General features: G+C 67.6%; 21 protein-coding genes. 11 read left to right on the top strand and 10 right to left on the bottom strand.

Annotation, left to right across the window (positions count from 1 at the left end; all coding sequences use genetic code 11):
- Positions 1-4: 4 nt before the first annotated feature.
- The 9 genes from S2M10_RS02460 to S2M10_RS02415 all read right to left on the bottom strand — a co-directional run bounded on the left by S2M10_RS02460 (position 5) and on the right by S2M10_RS02415 (position 12,340).
- On the bottom strand, positions 5-991 hold the full coding sequence (locus S2M10_RS02460; protein ID WP_168845090.1) for a substrate-binding domain-containing protein: 987 nt from the start codon (positions 989-991) through the stop codon (positions 5-7).
- Between the two features lie 62 nt (positions 992-1,053).
- Positions 1,054-3,120 carry a phospholipase C, phosphocholine-specific gene (locus tag S2M10_RS02455; RefSeq protein ID WP_168844696.1) on the bottom strand — a complete coding sequence of 689 codons (2,067 nt, stop codon included), beginning with the start codon at positions 3,118-3,120 and terminating at the stop codon, positions 1,054-1,056.
- A gap of 77 nt (positions 3,121-3,197) precedes the next feature.
- Positions 3,198-4,286: a PLP-dependent cysteine synthase family protein gene (locus tag S2M10_RS02450; RefSeq protein WP_168844695.1), complete on the bottom strand. Its 1,089-nt coding sequence runs from the start codon at positions 4,284-4,286 to the stop codon at positions 3,198-3,200.
- A 313-nt stretch (positions 4,287-4,599) separates the two neighbouring features.
- Complete coding sequence (locus S2M10_RS23055) at positions 4,600-6,699, bottom strand: NAD-dependent epimerase/dehydratase family protein (RefSeq protein ID WP_348770518.1); 2,100 nt, start codon at positions 6,697-6,699, stop codon at positions 4,600-4,602.
- Positions 6,696-7,784 (bottom strand): glycosyltransferase, encoded by a 1,089-nt coding sequence (locus S2M10_RS02435; RefSeq protein WP_168844694.1) that lies wholly within the window; start codon positions 7,782-7,784, stop codon positions 6,696-6,698. Before S2M10_RS02435 ends, S2M10_RS23055 begins: the two co-directional genes overlap by 4 nt.
- On the bottom strand, positions 7,781-9,031 hold the full coding sequence (locus tag S2M10_RS02430) for a glycosyltransferase (RefSeq protein ID WP_247650570.1): 1,251 nt from the start codon (positions 9,029-9,031) through the stop codon (positions 7,781-7,783). Before S2M10_RS02430 ends, S2M10_RS02435 begins: the two co-directional genes overlap by 4 nt.
- Complete coding sequence (locus tag S2M10_RS02425; RefSeq protein WP_168844693.1) at positions 9,028-10,143, bottom strand: glycosyltransferase family 4 protein; 1,116 nt, start codon at positions 10,141-10,143, stop codon at positions 9,028-9,030. Before S2M10_RS02425 ends, S2M10_RS02430 begins: the two co-directional genes overlap by 4 nt.
- 2 nt (positions 10,144-10,145) lie before the next feature.
- Positions 10,146-11,228 carry an SDR family NAD(P)-dependent oxidoreductase gene (locus S2M10_RS02420; protein WP_168844692.1) on the bottom strand — a complete coding sequence of 361 codons (1,083 nt, stop codon included), beginning with the start codon at positions 11,226-11,228 and terminating at the stop codon, positions 10,146-10,148.
- Entirely contained in the window at positions 11,225-12,340 is a 1,116-nt protein-coding gene (locus S2M10_RS02415; protein ID WP_168844691.1) for an NAD-dependent epimerase/dehydratase family protein, read from the bottom strand. Before S2M10_RS02415 ends, S2M10_RS02420 begins: the two co-directional genes overlap by 4 nt.
- Positions 12,341-12,585: 245 nt before the next feature.
- Between S2M10_RS02415 and S2M10_RS02410 the strand changes: the two genes are divergently transcribed.
- Genes S2M10_RS02410 through S2M10_RS02395 form a run of 4 tightly spaced genes read left to right on the top strand, consistent with a single transcriptional unit; the run spans position 12,586 to position 16,095 of the window.
- Positions 12,586-13,185, top strand: a complete 600-nt coding sequence (locus S2M10_RS02410) for a histidine phosphatase family protein (RefSeq protein WP_168844690.1) — start codon at positions 12,586-12,588, stop codon at positions 13,183-13,185.
- Positions 13,182-13,991, top strand: a complete 810-nt coding sequence (locus tag S2M10_RS02405; RefSeq protein WP_168844689.1) for a TIGR04290 family methyltransferase — start codon at positions 13,182-13,184, stop codon at positions 13,989-13,991. The genes S2M10_RS02410 and S2M10_RS02405 overlap by 4 nt, the downstream gene beginning before the upstream one ends.
- A complete protein-coding gene (locus tag S2M10_RS02400) occupies positions 13,988-14,989 on the top strand; it encodes a glycosyl hydrolase (RefSeq protein WP_168844688.1) in 1,002 nt (333 codons plus the stop codon). Before S2M10_RS02405 ends, S2M10_RS02400 begins: the two co-directional genes overlap by 4 nt.
- Complete coding sequence (locus S2M10_RS02395) at positions 14,989-16,095, top strand: inositol-3-phosphate synthase (RefSeq protein WP_168844687.1); 1,107 nt, start codon at positions 14,989-14,991, stop codon at positions 16,093-16,095. The genes S2M10_RS02400 and S2M10_RS02395 overlap by 1 nt, the downstream gene beginning before the upstream one ends.
- Positions 16,096-16,136: 41 nt before the next feature.
- Here S2M10_RS02395 and S2M10_RS02390 read toward each other — a convergent pair whose 3' ends face one another.
- Positions 16,137-16,661, bottom strand: coding sequence for a DUF1003 domain-containing protein (locus S2M10_RS02390; protein ID WP_168844686.1), 525 nt, complete (start codon positions 16,659-16,661; stop codon positions 16,137-16,139).
- A 47-nt stretch (positions 16,662-16,708) separates the two neighbouring features.
- On the opposite strand from S2M10_RS02390, the gene S2M10_RS02385 reads away from it, so the two are divergent.
- The 7 genes from S2M10_RS02385 (at position 16,709) to S2M10_RS02355 (ending at position 22,554) form a co-directional block, all read left to right on the top strand.
- Positions 16,709-17,668, top strand: coding sequence for a zinc-binding dehydrogenase (locus S2M10_RS02385; RefSeq protein ID WP_168844685.1), 960 nt, complete (start codon positions 16,709-16,711; stop codon positions 17,666-17,668).
- A gap of 8 nt (positions 17,669-17,676) precedes the next feature.
- Entirely contained in the window at positions 17,677-18,639 is a 963-nt protein-coding gene (locus tag S2M10_RS02380; protein ID WP_348770517.1) for a Gfo/Idh/MocA family oxidoreductase, read from the top strand.
- A 253-nt stretch (positions 18,640-18,892) separates the two neighbouring features.
- The gene (locus tag S2M10_RS02375; protein WP_168844683.1) at positions 18,893-19,042 is read left to right on the top strand and encodes a hypothetical protein; all 150 of its coding nucleotides are present in this window, start codon (positions 18,893-18,895) and stop codon (positions 19,040-19,042) included.
- 18 nt (positions 19,043-19,060) lie between these two features.
- Positions 19,061-19,654, top strand: coding sequence for an SRPBCC family protein (locus S2M10_RS02370; protein WP_247650568.1), 594 nt, complete (start codon positions 19,061-19,063; stop codon positions 19,652-19,654).
- A complete protein-coding gene (locus tag S2M10_RS02365; RefSeq protein ID WP_168844682.1) occupies positions 19,654-20,844 on the top strand; it encodes a zinc-dependent alcohol dehydrogenase in 1,191 nt (396 codons plus the stop codon). The genes S2M10_RS02370 and S2M10_RS02365 overlap by 1 nt, the downstream gene beginning before the upstream one ends.
- Before the next feature lie 12 nt (positions 20,845-20,856).
- The gene (locus S2M10_RS02360) at positions 20,857-21,636 is read left to right on the top strand and encodes an SDR family NAD(P)-dependent oxidoreductase (protein ID WP_168844681.1); all 780 of its coding nucleotides are present in this window, start codon (positions 20,857-20,859) and stop codon (positions 21,634-21,636) included.
- 75 nt (positions 21,637-21,711) lie between these two features.
- Entirely contained in the window at positions 21,712-22,554 is an 843-nt protein-coding gene (locus S2M10_RS02355) for a CoA ester lyase (protein ID WP_168844680.1), read from the top strand.
- Positions 22,555-22,565: the final 11 nt, after the last annotated feature.

Below are 22,565 nucleotides of genomic sequence, written 5' to 3'. Positions count from 1 at the left end.
CGCCTCACGCCGAATCGCGTATGATCAATTCCGGCAGCATCGCGACCGATCCGACATTCTGCCCGGCAATGCGCGCCAGCAGCAAATCGACGAGCAGGTTGGCGCCGTACACGACGTCCTGCCGGATCGTGGTGAGCGCCGGGGACGTGTAGCCGGCGAGCAGGATGTCGTCATAGCCGATCACCGCGACATCCTCCGGCACGCGCAGCCCGCGTTCCGCCAGCGCGCGCATCGCGCTCATCGCGATGACGTCCGATGCGGCGAGGAGCCCGTCCGGCGCAGGATTGGCGGCGAGATAGGCGACCATTTCGCGATAGGCGTCTTCCATCGTCAGATGAATGGGAACCACCGTTTGCGCGACGTCGTCGGACTCGCTGATCGCAGCGTGGAAACCCCGATAGCGATCGGAGAATTCCGGCGCCTCGGGATTGCCGAGAAAGGCGAGCCGGCGGCAACCGCGCGCGATCAGATGGCGCGCGGCGAGTTCTCCGCCGGTGACGTTGTCGGTGCCGACGGTGATCTGGTCCGATCCCAGCCGGGCCGCCCCCCACACCACCATGCGATCATAGCTACCCGCGACCCGTTCGATCGCGTCCAGCTGGTCCGACTGGCCGATCAGGATGATGCCGTCGACCCGGCCCGAGGCGATGATATCGTCCAGCCAGCGCGGCCCCTGCGGCACGACGCGCGACAGGAAGAGATCATAGCCACGCCTGGTGAGCGCATCGGCCAGGCCGCCGAGCAGGCCCATGAAGAAGGGATCGGACAGCGCCTGATCGACTTCATGGCCCAGCGGCACCACCACGCCGATCGCGCCGGTACGCTGCTTGCGCAGCGCGCTGGCGGTCTGGTTCAAGCGAAAGCCATGTTCTTGGGCGAGCGCGACAATACGTTCGCGTGTGCTGCGCGCCACACGCGGATGATTGGACAAGGCGCGGGAGGCAGTCGAAACCGACACGCCCGCGATCTTCGCCAGCTCGACCAAGCCCACTGACTTCAATTGTCCAGCCCCCCAGATGCGATTTTATTCTGTCAGCGCTGACAGTATCGTGTCTAATCGATTTGGGAAACCTTAACATTGGTCAACGGCGGCTCCGACCAACCGTCGCTGCCATTTTCAATCCTCCCGGCAGCGCGGCGGCGGTAACCGGGCGCATCGGGATCGCGGAGCACCAGATCGTACCAGCCGCCGGTTCCAGCGAGCGACACGCGCGTTTCGCCGCCCACAAGCGCCCGCAGGGCGGGGTGGCGCGGCCATTCGGAGGTCAGCGCGGCGGGCGCCTGCACGATCAACTGCGGGGCGCCGGCGCGGCGCTGCTGCTGCCAGCGCACGGCGCCGGCATGGGCGCTCCCCTGGCCGACGAATTGGCGATGAAAGCCGTTCGGACCCAGCAGCCACAGGTCGTAGCGCCCCTGTGAATCGAGCGGCCATTCGGCGTCGATCGTGCCACCCTGCTTGAGCGTGTAGCGGCGGGGCAGCGTATCGAGCCGCAGCCGATCATAGACATGCACCACCGCCGGCGCACCGGGGCACTCGAGCCGCAGCCCGATGTTCCGGGAGTCGATGCCCGCTTCGTTGACTTCGAGCGCGTAGGGCAGCGCCCGCGCGCGCCGGATCCCGGGTTCCTGCGCCGGGGCCTGATCCGCAGCGACGGGTGCACTCGGCTCCGGCTGCTTCGGTACGGCGGCGGCACGTGCCGCGAGCGGACGCGGATCCGGCAGTGCCGGCGTTACGCGGCGATTGGGCGTGCGGAAGTCGAAGGCGCTGGTGAGGTCACCGCAGATCGCACGTCGCCAGGCGGAGATATTGGGCTCCTCCACGCCGAAGCGCTTCTCGAGCAAGCGGATGACCGAGGTATGGTCGAACACCTGCGAATTGACCCAGCCGCCACGGCTCCAGGGCGAGACGACATAGCAGGGGACTCGCGGGCCGAGGCCGTAGGGGCGGCCGATCAGTTCGGCGCGCTCGGACTTCTCGTCGGCGACGCTGGGGATCTGGTGATAATCATTGGCGGTGTCGACCTGCGAGATCCCAGCAAAGGCGCCCGGCACCGCAGGATCACGCGACGGCGGGCAGGGCGGGGGCACATGGTCGAAAAAACCGTCATTCTCGTCGAAATTGACGATCAGCACCGTGCGGGCCCACACGTCCGGATTGGCGGTGAGCGCGTCAATCACCGCGGCGGTATAGGCCGCGCCCTGCGCCGGGCTGGACGGCGCGGGGTGCTCGCTGCCCTTGGCGTCGGCGATGATCCAGGAAACCTGTGGCAGCTTGCCCGCCAGCACGTCGGCGCGCAGCCGGTCCAGGCCGTGTGTGGTCAGCGCGCGCTCGTGCAACGGCGAACCCGGCTGCGCCTCGCGATAGGCGGCGAAGCCGACCAGGGGATTGTCGGTAAAATTGTCCGCCATGTCCTGATAGATGCGCCAGTCGATCCCGGCCGCTTGCAGCCGCTCGGGATAGGTGGTCCAGCGGTAGGAATCGGGATGCCCCCCCTTGACCGCCAGCTCGTCGTGCGAGTTGCCGATCGCGGGGCCGCCCATCATCCCGCTGGGATCGTTGGTCCCCGTCCACAGGAACAGGCGGTTGGTGTTGGTGCCGGTATGCACCGCGCAATGATAGGCGTCGCAGATCGTGAAATTTTCGGCGAGCGCAAACTGGAATTCCAGGTCGTCGCGGGTGTAGTGGCCCATCGCGCGATCGGTCTTGGCGGCGGCCCAGCGCTGCATGCGGCCCTGATCCCAGGCCGCCTGCGCATCGGGCCAGCTGTGCGGCGTGCTCGCCACGCGCATCAGCTCGAAATGCTCCTTGGTCGCGAGATGGAACGGCCCGACCAGGCGCCCGTCCGCCGCTTCCTGTGCAAACACGCTGCGGTCGGCCGGCAGCGGCACCGTCAGCGGATCACCGAAGCCGCGCACGCCTTTCAGCGTGCCGAAATAGTGATCGAAGCTGCGGTTCTCCTGCATCAGGATCACGACATGGGCGACGTCCGCCAGGGTCCCGGTCCGCACATCGGCCGGGATCGCCGCGGCGCGCGCGATCGACGCGGGCAGCGCGGAAGCCGCCGCCGCCTGCGCGCCTGCCGCCAGAAACCGTCGCCGCGTCGTCCCGATATCCCGCATTCCCGTCTCAACTCCGTCGTGTAAAGCCGATATCTGCGGCGGGGTGCAGCAACGGGATGACGGGTTGATGACGGTTTTCAGCTCCGCGATCCGAAAAGATCGTCAAGTGCCCTCTCGTGCGTGCCGGTTTCGAAGCCATGCGCCGCGCGCCATGTGGAATCGAAGCAGGTAGAGGCGTAGCGGCGGCCATCGTCGCACAGCAGCGTGACAATGGACCCGGCCTGGCCGGCAGCGCGCATCTCGCGGATCAGCGTTGCGCACGCCCAGATGTTGGTTCCCGTCGAGACCCCGCAGGCCCGGCCGAGCACGCGACTGATGCGAAGCGCGGCGGCAAGGCTGGCGGCATCGGGTACGGTGATCATCCGGTCGATCACCTCGGGCAGGAACGAGGGTTCGAGCTGAAGGCGGCCAATGCCCTCCACGCAGGAGGGCGCACCGTCGACCGTGGTGACGCTGCGATCAGCATAGTGGCGGTGGAACACCGAGGCTTCGGGATCGGCGACGCACAGGCGCGTCTCCATCCGGCGATAGCGCAGATAGCGGCCGATCGTGGCCGAGGTACCGCCGGTGCCCGCGCCGCAGACGATGTGAGTGGGGATCGGGTGCGCTTCCTGCGCCATCTGCTCGAAGATGGACTGGGCGATGTTGTTGTTGCCGCGCCAGTCGGTCGCGCGCTCGGCATAGGTGAACTGGTCCATGAAATGGCCGCCCAGTTCGCCGGCCAGGCGCTGTGCCTCGGCGCGCACCGAGCGGGGGTCGGCCACCTCATGGCAGCGACCGCCGTGGAATTCGATCGCCTCGATCTTTTCGGGCGAGGTCCCGCGCGGCAGTACCGCCACGAAAGGCAGGCCGATCATCTTGGCGAAATAGGCTTCCGATACCGCCGTGGACCCGCTCGATGCTTCGACGATCGTCGTGTTGGGGCCAATCCAGCCGTTGCACAGCGCATACAGGAACAGCGAGCGCCCCAGGCGATGCTTCAGGCTGCCGGTCGGATGACTGGATTCATCCTTCAGATACAATGTGATGCCCGGCGCGCCCGGCAGCTCCACCCGCACCAGGTGCGTATCGGCGGAGCGATTGAATTCGGCATCGATCGTGCGGACGGCGTCGTCCACCCAAGCGCGGTCGCAGCGGGTGGGATGGGGCAGGGGCGCATCGCTCATGGCGGCAGGCCTTAGCGGCTCGACCGCTGACGCGTCGACTCCGCAAGTGCGGGCGCGTCGGCGAGGTACGCGTCCGCCGGGCGCGCGCCGCGCTGTTTGATGAACGTTGCTGCGCGCTTCCGGCAACGGCTACGCGGTGTACCCCGGATCGGCATGAGCATCCGCTATGGCTTGGGTGTAATCATCCAAATCGGTTCGTCGTGTAGGTGCGGGCGCATGGTCTGACATCTGGCACCGATGGGGCGCAACGCCGCGTCCCGAGCGGGCAGAGCGCGGCGTTCTCCTCCCTGGCCATCAAGGCCGAATCGACCATTTATTCAGCTGCCGCCTCCAGCGGACGCGGTTGCGTGAGCCTTGTGTCCATCGCCTGCGCGAACCAGGCGCACGTACGCGCCAGCCCTTCCGCCAGCGACACGCGCGGCTCCCAGCCCAACAGCGCGTGTGCGCGCGAGATATCGGGTTTGCGTCGGCGCGGGTCGTCCACGGGAAGCGGATGATATTCAATAGCAACGGCTTCATCGACGAAACCCGCCACCTGGGTCGCCAGTTCGCCAACGGTGATTTCATGGGGATTACCGAGGTTTATCGGTTCCATGCCGGTGATATCGCTATTCATTAGCAGCATTAGGCCCCGCACGAGATCGGAGACGTAGCAGAAGCTGCGTGTCTGACTGCCGTCGCCATACAGGGTCAGCGGCTTGCCGGCGAGCGCCTGAACGATGAGGTTCGATACGACCCGCCCATCATCGAACTGCATATGGGGACCATAGGTGTTGAAGATGCGCGCCACCCGCACCTCCGCCCTGCCGGTGCGGCAGAAATCATAGGTAAGCGCCTCGGCCGCACGCTTGCCCTCGTCGTAGCAGGCGCGGGGACCCGTACAGCTTACCCAGCCGCGATATTCCTCGCGCTGGGGATGCATTTCCGGATCGCCATAGACTTCGGACGTCGACGTCAGCAGGAAGCGGGCCCCAGCCTCGGCAGCGAGCCGCAGCAGGCGGTCCGTTCCAACCACGTTGGTTAGCATGGTGTGTTCGGGATCGACCTGATATTGCGGCGGCGAGGCGGCGCAGGCGCAATTGTAGATCTGCTTGAAGCGATGGGTGCGGTCGAGGATGGTTGCGGGCAATTGATCGACGATGTCGCCGCGCACGAACTCGAAACCGGCTCGCCCCTCCAGATCACGCAAATTGTCGAGATTGGACGTTTGCAGATTGTCGAGGCAGACAACCTGCTCGCCGCGATCGAGCAACGCTGCACAAAGATGCGAGCCGATGAAACCGGCACCCCCGGCGACCAGGATCAGCGACTTCGCGTCAGAATTCATCATCGGGGCATTCCTATCGTGGCGCGTGCGGGGTGAGCGCGCTCTGGCTTCTTCGAGATGCGCTTCCAGTTCGGCCGCGCGGTGGGCGGCATCATGCCCCTCGAACAGACGCCGCCGTGCCGCGGTGCCGATTGCCTGGCTATCGCGGTGGAGCGCGGTAATCGCGTGCTCGGTCGTGTCGGCGAGCAGGATCTCGTCGCCGGGGACGAACAGGCTCTCGATCCCGTCCCAGCGATCGGACAGGATGGGCGTGCCGCACGCCGCCGCCTCGAACAGCCGCACCGAAGGCGACCAGCCGGCGGCGATCATGTCCGCGCGGGTGACGTTCAGCGTCATCCGCGAGGCGGAATAGAAGCCGGGATGCTCGGCCGGCGGCAGATGCTCGATCCGCTCGACATTGGCCGGCCAGTCGATGTCGTCCGGATATTGCGGACCTGCGACCGCGAAGCGTTTCTCCGGGCAGTGACGTGCCGGTTCCAGCAGCAGTTTCTCCAGCGTGGGCTGGCGATCGGGGCTGTAGGTGCCGAGATAGGTCAGATCCCACCGCTTGGAGACATCGAGCGGGCGATAGGCGTCGGTGTCGACCGAGCAGTAGAGCGCCCGCGCGGCGGGGCTGCCAAGCTCGCGCTCGATCCGGGTAAGTGTCGGCCCGCCGGTGAAGCTGAGATAGACGTCATAGCCCGGGATCAGCGCCGGGGTGAGATAGTCGAACTCGCCGCGCGCCAGCTTGGCAAGGGTGACCGGCGTATCGATGTCGTAAAAGGCCTTTACGCCTTTTGCCGTACCCTGGACGAACTGCCCGATCTCTACCCCGTCCGGCACATAGGAGCCAACGACGACCGCATCGGCCTCGGCGATGGCCTCGCGCCAGGCGTCGAGATCGGCGAGGGTCTGATAATATTCCAGCCGGCAGAAATCGGGATCCACCAGATCGCGGTGCGCGCCGGCATACCAGGGCACCTCCCGCTCGAGGAACAGCACCTCATGTCCCCGTGCGGCGAAAGCGCGGAGCAGCGCGCGGAACGTGGTGGCATGGCCATTGCCCCAGGAGGAGCCGAGGCTGAGGCCGAGGACGATCAGCTTCATGCGGCTTTCCTTTCGCGGGGCTGGCGCGATTTGAGGATCGCATCGACCTGCGCGCCGCGGAGGTCGTAGCTGTGTTCGGCCAGCACCCGCGCCTTGGCGGCCGCGCCGATCGCGCGGGCGCGGTCGGGGGTGAGCGCCGCGAGATGCTCGGCCACGTCCTGACCGTCGCGCGCGACGAGAACCTCGCTGTCGGGCTTGAGGAACAATTCGATTCCTTCCCAGGCGTCGGTGATCAGGCACGCGGCGGCGCCGGCGGCCTCGAACACACGGGTGGCGGGGGAGAAGCCGATCGCCGCCATCGAATCGCGCGCGACGTTGAGTACCGCCTGGGGCGTGCAGTTGAAGGCATTGTGATCCGCCGTGCCGACATGGCCGATCGCACGGATATTCGACGGCATCGCCTTGTCGTGCCAGCCATTGCCGCCGAGCAGGAAGCGGCGATCGGGCGCCAGCGACGCGGCGCGGAGGAAGAATTCCTCGATCCGCGCCTCGCGATCGGGCAGCCGGTTGGCGAGCAGCGCGAGATCGGCGGTAAAGCGCGGATCGGCGGGGGCGGGGTGGTGCGTCTCGGGATCGAGCGCGTTGTAGACGGGGATGCACTCGCGCGCGCCCATTGCGGTATAGGCATCGATCACCGGCGGACCACCGCCATAGGTGAGCACCAGGTCGATCTCGGGGAGCGTGGCGCGGACCGGATGGGCGGGATCGGCGCGCATCTCGTCCAGCGTCGCGGCGGCGTCGACGTCCCAGAAGATGCGCAGCGCATCGGCACGCGGCGCCGTGCGCAGCGCCTCGATCAGCTCGCGGTCGAACACGCCGACGCCGCTCGCCTTCACCACCACATCCGCGTGGTGCGCCTCGGCCAGCACGCGGCGCAGTCCGTCGTCGGTCGCGGGATAGACCACCACCTTCGCCCAGGACGGCGGATCGATGTCGCGGTGCTGCTGGCGCTCGAACGCATCGGGTTCGTAGAAGGTGATGTCGTAGCCGCGCGCGGCCAGCGCCTTGAGGATCCCGCGATAATAGGTCGCGGCGCCGTTCCAGTAGGAGGAGAGCAGGCTGGATCCATAGAATGCGATCTTCATGCGGCGTCCTTGGTGCTGAGGTGTCCGGCGCTAATCGTCTGCGCTCCCCTCCCGCTTGCGGGAGGGGTTGGGGGAGGGGAGAGCGGTTGGGTGTGCGCCAACGCACGGGCGAGAGCCTCCACGTCCGTCCCCCCCCCGACCCCTCCCGCAAGCGGGAGGGGAGATTTCAAACCCGCGACGATGGTGAGCAGCTCGTCGACACGGTGGGCGCAGCTGTGGCGGGTGCGGATCGTTTCGAGGCCATGAGCGACCAGCGCGGCGCGCAGATCGGGATCGTCCCGAAGCGCCGTGAGATGGCGGGCCATCTCATCGCCGTCGCGGCCAACCAGATAGTCGGTGCCGGGCCGGAACAGTTGCTCGGCATCGTCCCAGGGCGCGGAGACGAGCGGGATGCCGCAGGCCAGCGCTTCGAACACCCGGATCGTCGGGATGCCCGGCAGGATCGTCGCGTAGTAGCGGCGCGGCACATGGACGGTGGCAAGGTGCCGGGCGAAGATCGCCGGCGCACGGGCATTGGGCGCCCAGCCATGATAGCGCGCGCCGTGGCGGGCGAGCATCGCCCTGGCGTCGTCCGGATAGCGGACGCCGTAGATGTCGAGCGGCAGGCGCGCCTCGGCCGCGGGCCGGAACAGGAAGCGCTCCAGCTCCTCGGTGCGTTCGCCGTCGCCCCAATTGCCGATCCAGACCAGGCCTTCGCGATCGCCTTCCGCTGCGGGCGGCTGAAAGCGGCGCAGATCGGCGGCCTCGTGCCACGTCCAGACGCGATTGCCCCAGCCCCAGCCGCGATACACCTCGGCCAGCGTCTCGCCAAAGGCGAGCACGCCGTCATAGTCGTCGAGATCATAGGCCTGCATCGCCGCCGGCTCGCTGACCGCGCGGTGATGGGTGTCGTGGAACAACAGCGTGAAGCGGCCGCCCATCGCCCGGGCGTGGCCGATGCGGGAAACCAGTTTGGGATCATTCCACTCATGAACGATCACCAGATCGGCGTCTCCGATCATCTGGGCGGGCGTGCACATCGGCGTGTAGGTGCAGGATCGCAGCTCCGGATAGGCGTCGCGATACGGCGCCAGACCCTCCTCGCCATGGTCGCGCAGCAGATTTGCCAGGCTCCAGGCGTCCTCCGGCTCCCAGACTTTCACGTCATGGCCGCGGGCGATCAGCTCGCTGAGCACGCCGCGCAGGAAATGCGCGTTGCCATGGTTCCAGCACGAGGCGAGCGAATGGGTGAAATAGACGATCTTCATGCCGCGACCTTTCCGGCGGGCGCGCGCGCGGCGAGGCGCTGGCGGTAGAGGGCCAGCATGGCATCGGCCATGCGCGCAGGGGTGTAGCGGCGAGCGCGCTCGGCGGCGGCGGCGCCCAAGCTGCAGCGCAGCGCGAGATCACCGATCAGCTGCTCGATCGCGGCATGATAGGCGTCGGGTGCGCGGGGTGGCACGAACAGCGCGGCGCCGTCCCACAGCTCGCGAAACACGGGGATATCGGCCAGCACCAGCGCGCAGCCGGCGGCGGCGGCTTCCAGCACCGCAAGCCCGAACGGCTCGAAGCAGGCGGCGGAGACGAAGATGGGGCGCGCGGCCAGCCGCTGCGCGAGCGCCGCGCTGTCCAGCTGGCCAAGCAGATGGAGATGGTCGAGCCGCACCGTCTCACCGTGCGGACCGGTCGCGGCACCGGCGGCATGGAACGGCACAGAAAGCCTTGCCGCCACCTGATCGAGCAGTTCGGCGCCCTTCACTCGATCCCACAGCCGCCCGACGGTGAGCACGTCATCCCGAACGGGCGCGCTTCCGGCGGGTGCGAGCGGTGCGCGGCCGTTATGGACCACGAGGGGCCGCGTCGGCAGCCCATAATGCGCGCGGACCATCTCGGCATAGCCCGCCGAGGGCGCCACCACGCTATCGGCGACGCGAAGTCCCTGACTGGTGAGAGCGTGATGCCAGGCGAAGCTCGGGTCCAGCGGCACGCTCGGCCGGGCATGATGCCACCAGGTGGAGACACAGCCATGCGTGACTGCCAGCACCGGCACGCCGGGGTCCATCGTCGCGGCAAGGGTCGGCATGTTGACCTGCACCAGATCGACGCGGTGACGTCGCGCCAAATCGCTGATTTCCGCGCCTGCGGCGCGTATCGGGGCGGGGCCGTCGCTCAGCCAGTCGAGCGGCAGGCCGGTTTCGACAAGGGTGACACGCGCCAGCGCCAGCGCCTCGGCTCGCTGCATGTCACTGGGCGGTGGTCCCAGCTGCACCAGCACCGTTTCCACGCCCTGATGCGCCAGCGCGCCGGCAAGATCGATGCTGTACTGCCACACGCCGCCGACCGCGTCGGTGGTGAGCAGCAGTCGCAGCGGCGCGGCCATGGTCACAGCGCGGCTGCCGCCATGCGCTCGCGTGCTGCCGGGCGATCGACCGGCAGGCCGCGTTCCTCGCCGAGCCAATGGGCAAGCGCCGTGACGCCGTCCCGCCATCCGGTCGGCGTGCCGAGCCCCAGCGCCGCACGCGCCTTGCTGGTGTCCGCGACGAAATAGCGCTGGTCGCCGGCGCGCCAGTCGTCGAACTGCAGGTCGAGCGGGCGACCGGTGATCGTCTCGACATGGGCGAGCAGCGTGCGCAGGCTCACCGCATTGGCGGGTCCACCGCCGAGGTTGAAGGCCTGGCCCGATACCCGGTCGATCTGTCGCCAGGCGGCGATATAGGCGTCCACCGCATCCGACACGTCGAGAATGTCGCGCACCTGGTGCCCGTCGCCATAAAGAGTGATCGGCGCGCCTTCGAGCGCGCGGATCAGGAAATGCGCGACCCAGCCCTGATCCTCGGTGCCCATCTGGCGCTGGCCATAGATGCAGCTCATCCGCAACACCCCGGTCGGCAGGCCGTAGCTGCGGGCATAGTCGAGCACATATTGGTCGGCCGCGCCCTTGGAACAGCCATAGGGCGTGTGGAAATCGAGCGGCCGTGCCTCGCCGATGCCGCGCGCGTGCACCGCGCGGTCGACCGGCTGATAGCCGTTGTCGCCCAGCGCGAAATCCAGATCGGCAAGGTCGCCATAGACCTTGTTGGTCGAGGCGAAGATCACCGGCGGCGGGGTGGCGGCGGTGCGCGCCGCCTCCAGCAGCGCGAAGGTCGAGGCGATGTTGACCTCGAAATCGCCGGTCGGATCGGTGAGGCTGGTGGTCACCGCCACCTGCGCGGCGAAGTGAAACACCGCGCGCGCCGCTTGCACCGCTTCCGCCAGCTTCCTGGTTTCACGAATGTCGGCGATCAGCGGCCGGATGCGATCGCCGTGCCGCGCCTGCAGCCAGGCGAGGTTGCGCTCCACGCCGGGGCGGCGCAGCGCGTCGTAGAGTATCACCGTCTCGCCCTGGCGGGCCAGCCGGTCGGCGAGGTTGGAGCCGATGAAGCCTGCGCCGCCGGTGATCAGGATCGGCCGCTCGTCGCCGTTCATGCGACCAGGCCCCGCTTCTCGAGCTCGGCGCGCGCCTGCGCGACCCGGTCTTCGGCGGTCTGCTGCTGCACCCAGTCGGCGAGTTCGGCGAGACCGGCCTCGAAATCCTGGCGCGCCTCGAAGCCGAGCTTCTCCCTGGCGAGGCTGGTGTCGCAGAAGCAATGCCGGATATCGCCCACACGCGCCTTGCCGACGATTTCCGGCGCGGCATCGTTGCGGCCCATCGCGCGGGCCAGCGCCTCTGCCACTTCGGTCACCGAGCGATCGTCGCCCGAGCCGATGTTGAAGGTCTGCCCGGCGGCCTGGGGCAGGGTGAGCGCTTCGGCAAAGGCACGGGCGACGTCGCTGACATGGACGAAGTCGCGGCGCTGCGCGCCATCCTCGAAGATCATCGGGCGCTGGCCGTTGAGCAGCCGCGAGGCGAAGATCGCGAGCACGCCGGTATAGGGGTTCGACAGCGCCTGGCCGGGGCCATAGACGTTGAACAGCCGCAGGCACGTCGTCTCGATGCCATAGGGTGCGCCCATGATGTGGGTGGTGCGCTCCTGCACATATTTGTTGAGCGCGTAGATCGAGGCGAGGCTCGGCCGCTTCCATTCGGGCGTGGCGACCGGTTCGAGCGGGCGGCCCTGCGCGTCGAGCGGATTCCACTGCTGCTGGCCGTCGCGAACCACGCCGCGCTCGGCATGTTCGACGAGATTGCCGTCGGCGTCGCGGTACAGGCCCTCGCCATAGATGCTCATCGACGAGGCGGTGACGACGCGGCGAACGGGATTGTCGATCAGCCGCTCGAACAGCACGGCGGTGCCGACATCGTTGGCGGAGGTGTAGCGCTCGACCTCGTACATCGACTGGCCGACACCGACCTCGGCGGCGAGGTGGATCACGCTGTCGACGCCCTGCAGCGCCCGGGCGACCGCATCCCCGTCGCGCACATCGGCGCGGATCAGCTCGACCTCGCCGTCCAGTGCTTCGGGGCGCTCGCGGTCGCCATGGACCTGCTCCAGCATCGAATCGAGTACGCGGACCTGGTGCCCCCTGCGCAGCAACTCCGCCGAAACCTGGCACCCGATGAACCCCGCGCCGCCCGTTACGAGCACCTTTTCCGCCATGTCGATGCTTTCCTGCCTTGAAAACTAACCTAGGTAAGTCGTGACAAAATGATGACTCGCTAGAGAAACCATCAGCCGAGAATCCAAACAGCTTCTTCTTCATCTTTGTTCCCGATGATCGTGACGTAACGATCATATTTAACTTGTTGAATATAGGAAGATGATCTAAGTTAATTGGAACTATTGCGGCGATGCGGTTGTTACGCATGCATCTAAGTTGATGCTGACAGGCTGCAAACCTTCTGATGACTGCAAAAGTACATTTGATCCGGCACGGCGCGCATGACGATGTCGGCCGGGTGCTGAGCGGACGTAGCGCGCAGTCACCGTTGACCGCGGCGGGGCATGCCCAGGCGCAGTGGCTTGCCGCCCATTTCGCGCGCGAGATCCCCGTTGCGGCGATCCATTGCAGCCCGCGCGAACGCACCCGCGCCACGGCCGAGATCATCGGCGATCGCATCGGCGTGCGCGCACAGGTGGTGGAGGCGCTGGACGAGGTCGATTTCGGCGCCTGGACCGGGCGCAGTTTCGACGAGCTGGAGCGCGATCCCGAATGGCGCGCCTGGAACCGGCAGCGATCGGTGGCGCGCCCGCCCAATGGCGAGGCGATGGCGGAGGCGACGGGGCGCGCCGTCGGTCATCTCGATGCGCTGGTGCAGCGCGGGTGGAGCGGGACGCTGCTCTGCGTCAGCCACTGCGACATCATTCGGGGCGTGATCGCCCATTATCTAGGGCTGGGCCTCGATCGCCTGCTCGCCTTCGACGTCGATCCCGGTTCGGTCAGCACACTGCTGATCGGCAATTGGGGATCGCGTCTGCTCAAGCTCAACGGGGGACAGGAATGAGAAATCTCGCAGCCGCGCGGCCCGCGCCGGCGGACGATCTGCGCACGCGCATCGATGCGCTGGGGCCGTGGTTCCAGAACATCCGCATCCAGGGCGTGGAGACGGCGCCGGACCATTTCCTCGGCGACTATCCCGCCTTCAAGTTCGCCCGCTTCGCCGATGCGCTGCCGGCCGATCTTGAGGGGCGCTCGGTGCTCGATATCGGCTGCAATGCGGGCTTCTATTCTTTCGAGATGAAGCGGCGCGGGGCGGGCGAGGTGCTCGGCATCGACAGCGACGAACGCTATCTGGCGCAGGCGCGGTTCGCGGCGGAGACGCTGGGCTTCGATGATGTGCGCTTCGAGAACCGTTCGGTCTACGACGTGGCCGCGCTCGGCCGGCGCTTCGACATCGTCATCTTCATGGGCGTGCTCTACCATCTGCGCCACCCGCTGCTGGCGCTGGACCTGATCCGCGAGCACGTCGCCGGCGAGTTCATGCTGTTCCAGACGATGCAGCAGGGATCGGACAGCGTCGCCGCGGTGCCGGAGGACCATCCCTTCCACCTGCCCGGCACCTTCGATCCGCCGGCCTATTTCGACGATCCCGGCTATCCCAAGCTGCACTTCATCGAGCGCCGGTTCGCGCACGACTGGACCAATTGGTGGGCGCCCAACGCCGCCGCCAGCCAGGCGATGCTGCGCGCGGCGGGCTTCACCATCGAGGCGAACCCCGAGTCCGAAGTCTATTGGTGCCGCGTCGCCGACGTGCCCTATGCCGAACATGGCCCCGCCGCAGTGTATCCGGCCAAGGGGGACGCCGCATGATCGAAGCGGCGATGCTCTGGAACGAGCCCAACAACAAGTCGCACTGGGACCCCGCGATCGACCCCGACTGGTCGATGTTCGCGAAGCACGTGATCGCGGCGGGCAACGCCATCCGCGCGGTGCACCCCACGCTGCCGCGCGTGCTCGGCGGCATGTCGCCGATCGACCCGCACTGGCTGAAGCGGATGGAAGCGCATGGCGCGCTCGATTCGGTCGACGTTGTCGCCGTCCACGGCTTTCCGCTCGACTGGAACCTCTGGCCGCTCGCCGCCTGGCCGGACAAGATCGCCGAGATCCAGGCGGTCACCGACAAGCCGGTCTGGGTCACCGAGGTCGGCGTCAGCTCGTTCGGCGCCGAGGAAGTGCAGGCATTCGGCCTGCGCCGCACGGTCGAGTTGCTGCGCGGGCGTGCCGAGCGCGTCTTCTGGTATTCGCTGTTCGACCTGCCGACGAGCTGGGGCGCCGAGACCCGCCACCGCGAGGCGGAAGGCTCCTCCTACTATCGCCATTTCTACCTGGGCCTGATCCGTGAGGACGGCACGCCCAAGCCCGCGCTCGACATCTATGCCGAGCATGCCGCCGAGATCGGCCTGATGCAGTGGTTCCACTTCCACGATCCCCGGCTCGACGAGGCGGTGGCGTGGATGAAGCGGCTCGGCACCCGCCGGATCCGCACCGGGCTGAGCTGGGCGGACAGCTTCCGCGAGAATGCGGTCGATTGGTTCGACCGGCAGATGGAGGCGCTGGCGGACTTCGACGTCACCGTCACCTTCTGCTTCACCCCCGAGCATCTTGGGATCGCGCCGCACCACACCAGCCCGGCGCGCGATCCGCAGGCCTTTGCTGATTTCTGCGCCTGGATGATCGACCGCTATGCCGGCACCGCCACCGTGGCGGCGCCGGTCACCCCCGTGGCGCTGGCGGCCAGCCAGCCCGAGCTCAACCCTTTGCTGTTCAACCGCGACGAGCGTCTCGCCGCCGAGAGGAGGTCCGCCTGATGCTGTCCCCAGATCGCCATGCCATCAATGTCGCGCTCGTGGGTGTCGGCAACTGCGCCAGTTCGCTGGTCCAGGGTATCGAGCATTACCGCGCCGGTGCCAACGACATGGTCGGGCTGATGCACCCGGAGCTGGGCGGCTATGCGCCCAGCGACATCCGGGTCGTCGCCGCCTGGGATGTGGACAGCCGCAAGGTGGGGCAGGACGTCGCCGAGGCGATCTTCGCCAAGCCGAACTGCACCGCGGTGTTCTGCGACGAGGTGCGGCACACCGGCGCCAAGGTGCGGATGGGCAGGGTGCTGGACGGGGTCGCCGACCACATGGCCGACTATGCGCCGGAGCGTACCTTTCTGCTGGCCGATGGCAGCGAGCCGAGCAAGGACGAGATCGTCCAGGCGCTGCGCGAGACGAACACGCATGTGCTGATGAACTATCTGCCGGTCGGTTCGCAGGCGGCGACCGAATTCTATGCCGAATGCGCGCTCGAGGCCGGGGTGGCGTTCGTCAACAACATCCCCGTGTTCATCGCCAGCAATCCCGAATGGGCGGCGCGGTTCGCGGCGGCGGGGGTGCCGATCATCGGCGACGACATCAAGGCGCAGCTGGGCGCGACCATCGTCCACCGCGTGCTGACGGACCTGTTCCGCAAGCGCGGCGTCAAGCTGGAGCGGACCTACCAGCTGAACACCGGCGGCAACACCGACTTCCTCAACATGCTCAACCGGTCGCGGCTGGCCTCGAAGAAGGAATCGAAGACCGAGGCGGTGCAGTCGGTCGCCGAGGTGCGGCTGGAGGACGAGAACATCCATGTCGGCCCCAGCGACTATGTCGCGTGGCAGAACGACAACAAGATCTGCTTCCTGCGGATGGAGGGCCAGATGTTCGGCGGCGTGCCGATGCACCTCGAACTGCGCCTGTCGGTGGAGGACAGCCCGAACAGCGCCGGCGTGGCGATCGACATGATCCGTTGCGCCAAGCTGGCGCAGGACCGCGGGCTGGGCGGGGCGATCCTCCCGGCGGCCGCCTGGTTCTGCAAGCACCCGCCCGAGCAGATGCCGGACGACGATGCCTACGAGGCGGTGGAAGCGTTCATCGCGGGGAAGTGAGGGTGGCGACGCTCGGATCCTCCCCGTGCCGGGCAGGATCTTCACTCGATCCCCTTTTCCTTGCGGCTCTCGTCCAGCGCATCGAGCACCTGCACCGGCTCCACGTCGGTCTGGATCTCCTTCAGCTCGGGATCGTCGGTCGGCACCCCGAGCTTGTCCCCAATCCGCTCGACCAGCACGGCAAGCTTGGTCAGCTCGTGCTCTGCCAGCAGGCTCACGTGCAGGTCCAGGTCCGCCCGCCGGTCGGCGGCGACTGCCATCCGGTTCTGGCTGATCAGCACGAAGGTCGAGAGGAAGATCGCCTCCACCGATGCGACCATCGCCAGCGCGACGAAGGTGGGATCGAAGCGCGGCAGCACCGGCAGCACACCCAAATTCACTGAAATCCAGACCCCGAAGAGGATAAGATGCAGCACCACGAACGTCATCGATCCCGTGAAGCGGGTGATCCGATCCGCCACCTTGTCACTGAGCGGTGCGCGCTCGGCGTCCTGACGCTGCCGCGCCGTGAGGTCTTCGATGTTCTGGCGGAGCGTGGCGCCCATGCCCTGGAGTGGTTCGATCATCGCCCGACAACATCACGCAAACTCAATTGGTTGCAGGAGGAAGACGCATGATGCGCGCGGCGATCCTCGAAGGTCCGGAGCATATCCGCATCGACGCCGCGACGCTCCCCGCACCGGGACGGGGCGAAGTGCGCATCCGGCTGGAGGGCTGCGGCGTCTGCGCCTCCAACGTAGAGCCGTGGCAGGGCCAGCCCTGGAGCCAGTTCCCGGGGGACCCCGGCGGGCTCGGCCATGAGGGCTGGGGCGAGATCGACGTGGTCGGCGAGGGCGTCGAGGGCTTGATGCCGGGCGATCGGGTTGCCGCGCTCTCCTTCCGCAGCTTCGCCGACTATGACGTGGCGAAGGCCGACATGGTCGTGAAGCTGCCCGACAGCCTCTCCGGTCAGCCCTTTCCGGGCGAGCCGCTCGGCTGCGCGTTCAACATCTTCCGCCGCAGCGACATTCGCGAAGGTCAGACGGTGGCGATCATCGGCATCGGCTTTCTCGGCGCGGTGCTCACCAAGCTGGCCACCGACGCCGGTGCGCGGGTGATCGCGATCTCGCGGCGGCAGGAATCGCTCGATCTCGCCCGCCACTATGGCGCGGCCGAGACGATCCCGATGCACGATCACTACGCCATCATCGAGGCGGTGAAGGCGCTGACCGAGGAAGCGATGTGCGAACGCGTGATCGAGGCGGTGGGCAAGCAATGGCCGCTCGATCTTGCCGGCGAACTGATCGGGTTCGGCGGCAGGTTGGTCGTTGCCGGCTATCACCAGGACGGACCGCGCCAGGTCAACATGCAGGGCTGGAACTGGAAGGGTATTGACGTGATCAACGCGCATGAGCGTGATCCCGCGGTGCAGATGCAGGGGCTGCGCGAGGCAGTGGACGCGGTGGCGAGCGGCCGCTTGGACCCGTCGCCGCTCTACACCCATCGCTATGCGCTGGAGGAACTCGGCGAGGCGCTGGCGGCGACGCGCGACAAGCCCGAGCATTTCGTCAAGGCGCTGGTGATGCTGCGATGAGGCGGCGCGTGGGGTTTCTCGGCACCGGCTGGATCGGTCGCCACCGGATGGAAGCGATGCTCGCCACCGGCGCGATCGAGGCAGCCGCCTTTGCCGATCCCTCTCCCGAAGGGGCCGAGCAGGCGCGGGCGCTAGCGCCGGAAGCGCAGGCGGTCGACGGGCTGGAGGCGATGCTGGCGCTGGGTCTCGACGGCATCGTCATCGCCACGCCCAGTGCACTCCATGCCGAGCAGAGCATCCGCGCGCTGGAAGCGGGCGTCGCGGTGTTCTGCCAGAAGCCGCTCGGGCGGACGGCTGCAGAGGTGGAGGCGGTGATCGCCGCCGCGCGTACGGCCGACCGGCTGCTCGGGGTCGATCTCTCCTATCGCCATACCGAGGGGATGCGCGCGATCGCGGCGCTGGTGCAGGAGGGCGCGCTCGGCCATGTCTTCGCGGTCGATCTTGTGTTCCACAACGCCTATGGGCCGGACAAGCCGTGGTTCTACGATCCGGCGCAGTCGGGCGGGGGCTGCGTGATCGACTTGGGCGTGCATCTGGTCGATCTGGCGCTGTGGACGCTGGGCTTTCCGGCGGTGGACGGGGTTACGGCATCGTTGCGGGCGCAGGGCGAGCCGCTCGGCGCGGCGCAGGTGGAGGATTATGCCACCGCCGCGTTCCGGGCGGGGGATGCCGATGTGCGGCTCGCCTGTTCGTGGCGGGTGCATGCCGGCACCGACGCGGAGATTTCCGCGGTCTTCTACGGCACGGAGGGCGGCGCGGCGCTGCGCAACGTCGGCGGGAGCTTCTATGATTTCGTCGCGGAGCGGTTCACCGGTACCGCAAAGACGCTGCTGGCGAGCCCGCCGGACGCCTGGGGCGGTCGCGCTGCCGCGGCCTGGGCGGAGCAACTGGCGCACTCGCCGCGCTTCGATGCGGAGGCCGAGCATTTCGCGCGCTCGGCCGAGGTGCTGGATCGGATCTACGGGCGCTGACTCGGCACCCTCCCGCTCCTTCTTAATTCCCCCTCCCGCTTGCGGGAGGGGATAGGGGAGGGTGCGACGTGTCGGTTCTTTCTTCACCGGCGCAGCAGACCCTCCCCCAGCCCCGCCCGCGGGCGGAAGGGGAGTGCAGGTCCGTTCCTCGCCCAGCCGAGCCTAACCCACGTTACCTTCAACAAAATTTTGCAACCCGCGCCCGCCCCGGTGGTTACCCTTTGCACCTCCCCCAAGTGCAGGAGACTGGATCATGGCCACACCGCCGAACGATCCCGAGGTGCGCGACGAACAGCGCGACCCCGGCTCGACCGAGACCAACCCCGCCGCCACCTCGACCCCGGCACCCGCCGAGGGCGATGACGATCTTCCCCCCAAGCAGCCGGGTTCGCCGCAGGGCTGAACCGCCAACGGAGGCATTATGGCCGAGACGATGAACCGCGCGTCACAGGACGACGCGCCGCTGAGTACTGCCAACAACGAGCGCCAGGCGATCGATGAAGCCACCGACGGGCTGATCGTCCAGCGCGGCGACAAGCTGGTCGCGCGCGCGGTGACGATCAATCGACCGCGCGCCGAACTCTACGCCTTCTGGCGCGATTTCAACAACCTGCCGTCGGTTCTCGACAATGTCGTCCGCATCGAGGTGCTGAATAGCGAGCGGAGCCACTGGGTGGTGAAATCGCCCGGCGGCGGCATCGTCGAGTGGGACTCGCGGATCACCGAGGATCGCGAGGGCGAACTGATCGCCTGGGCCTCCGAGGAGGGCGCCGACATCCCCAATAGCGGTCGCATCGAGTTTCGCGACGCCGGCGCGCGCGGCACCGTGGTGGTCGCGACGATCAACTATGATCAGCCGTTCGGCACGTTGGGCCGCGTGATTTCGCGCATCTTCCAGCGCGAGCCGAAGATGCAGGCGCAGCGCGACCTGCGCCGCTTCAAGCAACTGATGGAGACGGGCGAGGTGGCCACCTCCGCCCGGACCCGCAAGCAACTCGAAGAGGAGCGGAGCTGATGCGCGCACTCACCTGGCACGGCAAGCACGACGTCCGCGTCGACACGGTCGACGATCCCGAGATCCTCAACCCGCGCGACGCGATCATCAAGATCACCTCTACCGCGATCTGCGGCTCCGACCTCCATCTCTATGACGGCTATATCCCGACGATGATGGCCGGCGACATCCTTGGCCATGAGTTCATGGGCGAGGTGGTCGAGATCGGCGCGAAGTCGACGCTGAAGAAGGGCCAGCGCGTGGTGGTGCCGTTCACCATCGCCTGCGGTTCCTGCTATCATTGCGGCAAGCACCAATATTCGGGCTGCGAGAACGGGCTCCCCGCCGACAATCAGGACATCGGCCAGGAACTCTACGGCCAGCCCATGGCCGGGCTGTTCGGCTACAGCCATCTCACCGGCGGTTATGCCGGCGGCCAGGCCGAATATGTCCGCGTGCCGTTCAGCGATGTCGGCCCGATCGTGATCCCGGACGGCATCGAGGACGACAAGGTGCTGTTCCTTTCCGACATTCTGCCCACCGGCTGGATGGCGGCGGAGAATGCCGAGATCGAGCCGGGCGATACCGTCGCGGTCTGGGGCTGCGGCCCCGTGGGCCTGTTCGCGGTGCAGTCCGCCTTCCTGATGGGGGCCGAGCGCGTGATCGCGATCGACCATTTCCCGCGCCGCCTCGAACTCGCCCGCCGCTTCGGCGCTGAGACGATCAACTTCGAGGAGACCGACACGGCGGCCGCGCTGTTCGAGATGACCGGCGGCATCGGCCCCGATGCGGTGATCGACAGCGTCGGACTGGAGGCGCACGGCTTCTTCGCGGATAACGTGCTGGACCAGATCAAGAAATCGACCTTTCTCGGCACCGATCGCATCCACTCGATCCGCCAGGCGATCCTCGCCTGCCGCAAGGGCGGACGCGTCTCGATGCCGGCCGTCTATGGCGGCTTCGTCGACAAGTTCCCGCTCGGCGCGCTGATGGAGAAGGGGCTGACGCTCAAGACCGGCCAGACCCATGTCCAGCACTATATGCCCGCGCTGCTCAACGCGATCCTGGAAGAGAAGATCGATACGACCTTCCTGATCAGCCACACCCTGCCGCTGGAGCAGGCGCCGCAGGGCTACAAGATGTTCCACGACAACCAGAACGAAGTGACCAAGGTCGTGCTGAAGCCCGGCATGGCGCTGGCGGCCGAATAAGGAGAGACTCCCATGGCGAACAAGTTTGCGATCGTGACCGGCGCCTCGACCGGCATCGGCCTCGAACTGGCGCGGCTCGCGGCGCGCGACGGCTATGACCTGCTGGTGGTGGCGGATACCCCGCTGGTCGATGCCGCCGCCGCGCTGCAGGGCGAGGGCGTCGAGGTGCAGTCGGTCGAAACCGACCTCTCGACCCTGGAAGGTGTCGACCGGCTGCTCGCGGCGGCCGGCGGGCGGCGGATCGACCTGCTCTGCGCCAATGCCGGCCACGGGCTGGGCGGCGGCTTTCTCGACCAGGACGTCGCCGCGTGGCGCCATGTGATCGACACCAACGTCACCGGCACCGTCTATCTGCTGCAGAAGGTGCTGCGGCAGATGCGCGATGCGGGCGAGGGCAAGGTGCTGATCACCGGCTCGGTCGCGGGCTGGATCCCGGGCAGCTTCCAGGCGGTGTATAACGGCACCAAGGCGTTCGTGGACAATTTCGCCGCGGCGATCCGCAACGAGCTGAAGGAGGTGGAGGGCATCACCATCACCACCTTGCTGCCCGGCCCGGTCGAGACCGAGTTCTTCGAGCGCGCCGGCATGATGGACACCAAGGTCGGCCAGAGCGAGAGCAAGTCCGATCCGGCGGACGTCGCCAAGGATGGCTGGACGGCGCTGATGAAGGGCACGGACAACATCGTCTCCGGCCTGTCCAACAAGTTGCAGGTCGCCGGCGCCGGCGTGCTGCCGCAATCGGTCACCGCCGAGCAGCACCGCAAGATCGCCGAGCCCGGCAGCGGGGAGTGACCGATAAGGGCTGGCAGTTGCCAGCCCGCCCCCGATGATGCCATGGCACCCCTCTCAACAAGGGAGAGGGGTGCCATGCGTCTTAGGTCGCTGCTGTTCGTGCCGGGCGATCGGCCGGAGCGTTTCGCCAAGGCGGCCGCCAGCGGCGCGGATGCGCTGATCCTCGACCTTGAGGACTCGGTGGTGGCGGAGCGGAAAGACGTCGCCCGCGAAGCGATCGGCGCCTGGCTCGCGGACATGCCGGATACTCCCTGTTTCGTGCGGGTGAACCCGCTGGGCACTGCCGCCATCCATGCCGATCTCGCTGCGCTCGCCGCGTGCCGCCCCGCCGGGCTGGTGCTGCCCAAGGCGGACGGCGCCGGTGCGATCCGTGCGCTGGTGGCGCTGGTCGCGCAGAGCGGAGCGGTGTGTCCGCCGATTTTGCCCATTGCCACCGAGACGCCTTCTGCCTTGTTCCAGCTCGGTAGCTATGGCGACGTCGCGGCGCATCTCGCGGGGCTGACCTGGGGCGCGGAGGATCTGCCCGCTGCGATCGGTGCGGTGAGCGCCCGGGAAAGCGACGGCGCGTACACCGCGCCCTTCGCAATGGTACGCTCGCTTGCCCTGTTCGCCGCACATGCCGCTGGCGTGCCGGCGATCGAGACCGTCTATCCCGACATCGCCGATATCGACGGGCTTGTCGCCTATGTCGCGCGCGGGCGTCGCGACGGGTTCACCGGCATGCTCGCCATCCATCCGGCGCAGATCGAGGCGATCCATCGCGGCTTTACCCCCAGCCCCGAGGAGGTTGCCTCGGCGCGGGAGATCGTCAGCGCGTTCGACGACAACCCGACCGCGGGTGCCCTGCGACTGCATGGAAAGATGATCGACCGCCCCCACCTCGAACAGGCGCGCCGCTTGCTGGCGCGCGCGGAGTGAGGCCGGCGCCA

It is taken from the genome of Sphingomonas sp. S2M10 (genome assembly GCF_012650175.1).
Classification (GTDB): Bacteria; Pseudomonadota; Alphaproteobacteria; order Sphingomonadales; family Sphingomonadaceae; genus Sphingomonas.
This window is presented reverse-complemented; position numbering and strand designations above follow the sequence as displayed.